Annotated in this window: 8 protein-coding genes; 6 read left to right on the top strand and 2 right to left on the bottom strand. The window is 62.7% G+C overall.

Annotated elements, in window-relative coordinates; genetic code table 11:
• Positions 1-80: 80 nt before the first annotated feature.
• Both EOC06_RS32050 and EOC06_RS32055 read right to left on the bottom strand, forming a co-directional pair.
• The gene (locus tag EOC06_RS32050; protein WP_127266625.1) at positions 81-881 is read right to left on the bottom strand and encodes a class II glutamine amidotransferase; all 801 of its coding nucleotides are present in this window, start codon (positions 879-881) and stop codon (positions 81-83) included.
• Positions 882-896: 15 nt separating this feature from the next.
• Entirely contained in the window at positions 897-1,145 is a 249-nt protein-coding gene (locus EOC06_RS32055; RefSeq protein ID WP_127266626.1) for a DUF6356 family protein, read from the bottom strand.
• A gap of 115 nt (positions 1,146-1,260) precedes the next feature.
• Between EOC06_RS32055 and EOC06_RS32060 the strand changes: the two genes are divergently transcribed.
• The 6 genes from EOC06_RS32060 to EOC06_RS32085 form a co-directional block, all read left to right on the top strand.
• Positions 1,261-1,731 carry an Lrp/AsnC family transcriptional regulator gene (locus tag EOC06_RS32060; protein WP_127266627.1) on the top strand — a complete coding sequence of 157 codons (471 nt, stop codon included), beginning with the start codon at positions 1,261-1,263 and terminating at the stop codon, positions 1,729-1,731.
• Positions 1,732-2,116: 385 nt separating this feature from the next.
• Entirely contained in the window at positions 2,117-2,602 is a 486-nt protein-coding gene (gene dut / locus EOC06_RS32065) for a dUTP diphosphatase (RefSeq protein WP_128309672.1), read from the top strand.
• On the top strand, positions 2,602-3,264 hold the full coding sequence (locus EOC06_RS32070; protein WP_127408497.1) for an HAD family phosphatase: 663 nt from the start codon (positions 2,602-2,604) through the stop codon (positions 3,262-3,264). The genes dut and EOC06_RS32070 overlap by 1 nt, the downstream gene beginning before the upstream one ends.
• Before the next feature lie 72 nt (positions 3,265-3,336).
• Positions 3,337-4,191: a hypothetical protein gene (locus EOC06_RS32075; protein ID WP_128309673.1), complete on the top strand. Its 855-nt coding sequence runs from the start codon at positions 3,337-3,339 to the stop codon at positions 4,189-4,191.
• Positions 4,192-4,271: 80 nt separating this feature from the next.
• Complete coding sequence (locus EOC06_RS32080) at positions 4,272-5,075, top strand: isocitrate lyase/phosphoenolpyruvate mutase family protein (RefSeq protein WP_127332238.1); 804 nt, start codon at positions 4,272-4,274, stop codon at positions 5,073-5,075.
• Between the two features lie 14 nt (positions 5,076-5,089).
• The coding region (locus EOC06_RS32085) for a proline racemase family protein (RefSeq protein WP_164898847.1) at positions 5,090-5,243 on the top strand (154 nt) is incomplete at its 3' end.

Below are 5,243 nucleotides of genomic sequence, written 5' to 3' on the forward strand. Positions count from 1 at the left end.
CACTTGAGGGGGAGATGTCCGGCAGGACAGAGGGGGCGCTGGCCCGCGACTTTGCAGCATTTGCGATCCGGCGAAGAAACTTACCCGACCAGCGCCAGCTTTGCCGCCGCTGGAGCAAACGGGCGAATGCTGATGCCGTCCCGCGTCATCGTGACAAAACTCGATGGCGGGATCGCTTGCCAGTCGCCGCCCTCGCGGTCGAACGGCTCGGACACGATGCAGCGGCCGCCGCCCTTGCGCAAGACGGAGGTGTAGAGCGTCGGCGCGTGGGCGTCGGTGGCATAGCGCACCGCATGCAGCGCCTGTCCATCCGAGAAGGCGGCGGTGAGCTTCAGCGCTGGTTCGAGGCCGGCGCGGCGCGAGGCTTCGAGCACGCGGCTAGTGGCGCGGGACACCGCGCCTTGCGGATCGCCGGCCAACCCTTCGTCGATCATCAGCAGAAAAAAGAGTTCGGAATCGGTGGTGCCTTCGCGCTGGTCGAAGACGGCGTCTGACAGCGAATTCTCCAGCGCGCGGCGGATCTTCTCGAAGCCGCCGATCTGGCCGTTGTGCATGAACGACCAGGCGCCGGAGATGAACGGATGGCAATTCATGCGGCTGGTGGCGCCGCCGGTGGACGCCCGTACATGGGCGAGGAACAGGCCGGATTTGATCTGCCGGCACAGGCTTTTCAGATTGGGATCGGACCAGGCCGGCAGGATATCGCGATAGAGACCCGGCTCCGGGCGGTCGCCATACCAGGCAAGGCCGAAGCCGTCGCCATTGGTCGGCGATTTCGCTTCCTGGGCGCAATGGCTCTGGGCGATCAGCGAGTGACAGGGCGCCGTGAGGATGTCTTCGAGAAAGACCGCTTCACCGAGATAGGCCGCCCACCGGCACATCGCTTCTGTCGTCCTCTAGGCGCGATCCATAAGAGCCGCAGGCTCCTTGATCGCGTGTGTGCCTCTGTTGTGCGTCCGCTCATAAAGCTCGCGAACGATTCGGCTGGCGGTAGTTTCAAACAGAAACGGCAAGAAAGCGTGAACGAGCGCGGCGCCCGCCGCCATCAACAGGCGCGACGAAAACCAGGCGGCAAAACCCATGTGGCTGAAATAGGTTTCGCCGACCTTGGCCGGATGAGAGGTGAAAATCTTGGCGACCGACATGCTGGTTCCCCTTCAGCGCTTCAAGTTCCTGATATGAGTATCCTGACACGCTTCGCCGGTTCATCGGTCTCAAAATGTCCTTGTATTTCGGTGATCCTTGAGACAAAAATCCCACATGACGCTGGAAATTGACGAAATCGACCGGAAATTGCTCACTGAGCTGCAACGCGACGGCACGCTGTCGGTCGACCAGCTGTCGGAACGGGTGGCGCTGTCGCGCAATGCCTGCTGGCGCCGAGTGAGGCGGCTGGAAGAGGCTGGTGTCATCACCGGCAGGGTGGCACTGGTCGATGCCGAAAAGCTCGGGCTTGGCCTTTCCGTCTTCATCCTGATCCGCACGTCCAACCACGATCCGGAGTGGCTGCAGAAGTTCCGGGCGGCGGTGACCGGCTTTCCCGAGATCACCGGCGTCTACCGCATGTCCGGCGACCTCGATTATGTCTTGCGCGCCCGCGTCGCCGACGTGAAGGCCTATGACCGGCTCTACCAGCGGCTGATCGCCAAGGTGGCGCTGTCGGATGTGTCCGCTTCCTTCGTGATGGAGGAAATCAAGGAAACGACCGTCGTTCCGATGGAACTGCGGTAGTAGCGCTACGTTCGCGTTTGGCCGAAGCCTCCCCAACTTCGTCATACCAGGGCGGAGCAGCCGCGAAGCGGCGTCGCGGAGACCCTGGTATCCATGCCGTGACCTACCCAAGAGTGCAACGGCGCAGAACTCTGCACCGTCGTGACCCGTTGGAGTCGCGGCATGGATCCTCGGGTCTGCGCCGCGTCGCTACGCTCCTTGCTCGCCCGTGGATGACGAAGCATGGACGTTTTCGCCAATCACCAAGCATGCAATCCTTCAGCGCAACAAATCCATCAAAACTCCTGTGCCCGAAACCAGGTCACAGTGCCGCCCAAAAGAAAGCCGTTGATAGAATTACAGTCGAGTTGACCGAATCGCCGTTCGCGCCGATAGGATCGATTTTATGCGCGCAGCCCTTCAAACTCCCTCCGTCATCGGTCCGACCGTCGGCTTCGTCAGGTTGCCGCATGCTGAAGGACTTCCCCTTCCTGCTTATGAAAGCACCGGTGCCGCCGGCATGGATCTGCGCGCCGCGGTGCCCGAGGACCGGCCGCTGCTGATCCTGCCCGGAAAACGCGCTTTGGTGCCGACCGGGCTGATCCTGGAAATTCCGGAAGGCATGGAGGGTCAGGTTCGGCCGCGCTCGGGCCTTGCCTTCAAACATGGCCTAACCGTTCTGAACACGCCCGGCACCATCGACAGCGACTATCGCGGCGAGGTGAAGGTGCTGCTGATCAATCTCGGCGACGAGGACTTTGCCGTGACGCGCGGCATGCGCATCGCCCAGATCATCTTCGCTGCGGTGGCCCAGGCGACCGTGGAAGAGCGCAGTCTGGCCGGTGGTACGGCGCGTGGCGCGGGCGGGTTCGGATCGACCGGCACCGCCTGATGCCTGAACTGCCTAAGCTTGTCATCTTCGACTGCGACGGGATCCTGGTCGATACAGAGAATTTGGCCAATCGGCGTCTCGCCGAATGGCTGACCGCTGCCGGCTATCCGACAAGCTTCGAATATTGCCGCAAGAATTTCTCCGGCCGCAGCATGGCGTCGGTGCAGAAAGAGATCGAAGAAGAGACCAGCGTCAGGCTCGGCGCCGGTTTCGTCGATCGCTGGAACGCCGGCCTGCCGGACCTGTTTGCCCACGGCGTCGAAGCGATCCCCTACGTCCGCGAGTTCGTCGAAGCCGTGCGTTCAGCCGGTATCGCCTATTGCGTCGCCACCTCGGCCCGGGTGTCGAAGATGCACATCACGCTTGGCCAGACCGGGCTGCTGCCGCTGTTCGAACACGCGATGTTTTCCTCGACCATGGTCAGCCGTGGCAAGCCCTTCCCGGACCTGTTCCTGCATGCGGCCAAGACCATGGGCTTCGCGCCTGCCGACTGCATCGTCATCGAGGACAGCGTCGCCGGCACGCAGGCCGGGATCGCCGCCGGCATGCGGGTGTTTTCCTACCATGCCGATCCCTATTCCGACCGCGCCGGCCTGATCCAGGCCGGCGGCATCCTGTTCGACGACATGCGCGAGCTGGCCGGGCTGGTGCCTATCCACTGACCTGATCTTCAGCCTGCAGCTGTACGCCTCGATTGTCCGTGCTAGCTTGGCGCCGCCAACTCGAGGCCACGCATGAACCCCAGCCTGCTCCGCCTCATCCTCGCCTTGATGCTGGCGCCGTTTCTATGGACCGCGGCCGGCGCGCAAGCCATCAGCTTTCCGGAGCTCGGCAGCGCTCTGCCCGGCCGCACGGATGTCACCTATCTCGACCTCGCGAGGATGGTCATCCCCGACGTTGCCGCGGACAATCACGGCTTCTACAGGGGCGGATTGCCGATCGGGATGCGCCATATCGAGGGACCGGACAGCGGCGGTTCGCCGCCCGAGACCTCGGGCTTTTCCAATGCCGCGGTGCTCGCCATCAAGGCCGGCGGCAAGGATCGGCTGACCATGCTGTTCGACCTTGGCGATTCTCCCGACAGCGCCGAAGGCTATGCTGTGCTGGCGCTCTACGACATCACGGCCAAGCCGAAGCTGCTCGACGCCGTCAATGTCGCGCTCGACCGCGGCACCTATTTCCGCGAACCGGGCAAGCTTTCCGTCGGCGCCAACGATGACGTCCTCATCACCATGAGCGCGCATTTCAATTCGAGCCAGAACTATGTGATCACGCCGCTGATCATGATCCGCGACGACAAGTTCGAACCGATCGACATGATCTATACGTTCGATGAAAACCTGTGCGCCTACAGCCGCAAGCAGGATGTAGCTTTTCAGGGCATTGCCGATGGTCAGCCTTATGCCGCCATCAAGGTGACCGTGACCGACTCTACTGTGCTGAACGGCGAAAGCTGCGACGACACTCCGCCCAGACCAGAGTCCCACGAGATCTCCGTCACCTATCACTGGGACAAGAAGACATCGCGCTACACCAAGGATTCCGACGCGCTGGACAAATTGGCAGGAGTGAACGCCAATCGCTTCTGAACCAACCGCATTCGTTTGCCCGGTCAAATCGGGCAGGATAAAATCCGCTTAGCCACACCGCACATGATGGGGGAACTACCATGGACAAGGGCAAGATCTTTCGCGACCTGCATGCCTCGACCTTCGTCATGCCCAATCCCTGGGATATTGGCACGACGAAGCTGCTGGCCTCGTTCGGTTTCACGGCGCTGGCGACGACCAGCGCCGGCTTTGCTTTTTCACGCGGCCTGCCGGATGGCGCCGTAACCTTCGACCAGATGATCCACCATTGCCGCGAGGTGACGGCGGCGACCAGCCTGCCTGTCTCCGCCGACCTCGAGAAAGGCAAGGGCGACAGCGCCGAGCAGGCCGCTGAAACCATCTTCGCGGCGGAAGCGGCCGGTCTTGCCGGATGCTCGATCGAGGACCACACCGGCGATCCGGACAAGCCGATCTATGATTTCGCGCACGCCGTCGAGCGCGTTGCGGCGGCGGTGGAAGCGGCGCGGGCGCTGAAGCGCGATTTCGTCTTCACCGCGCGGGCCGAGAATTTCCTGTGGGGCAAGTCCGACCTCGACGACACCATCAAGCGGCTGCAGGCATTCGAGAAGGCCGGTGCCGACGTGCTCTACGCGCCAGGCATCGCCGACGTCGAGATGATCCGCACGCTCTGCTCGGCGGTCAGCAAGCCGGTCAATGTCATGGCAAAGCCTGGCTTCACCATCGCCGACCTCGCCATGGCCGGCGTCAAGCGCATCTCGCTCGGGCCGTGGCTGACCAATTTCGCCTATGGCATGCTGGAAACGGCGGCGCGCGAGATCCAGCAGGACGGCACCTTCGGCTTCACCCGCGCCGCCATGCCATTCGGCAAATTGCAGGCCCTCTTCGGCAAGTCTTCAGCTTGAACGGGGCCCATCGCATGACGCTCACCGTCGTCGATATGCATACCGGCGGCGAGCCGCTCAGGATCGTCACCGGCGGCTATCCCAGTGTCCCCAAGGGCACGATCCTGGAAAAGCGCGCCTATGTGCGCGACCATCTCGATCATCTCAGGAAGATCCTGATGTTCGAGC

The sequence above is a fragment of the Mesorhizobium sp. M7A.F.Ca.MR.362.00.0.0 genome (assembly GCF_004023175.1).
GTDB lineage: Bacteria > Pseudomonadota > Alphaproteobacteria > Rhizobiales > Rhizobiaceae > Mesorhizobium.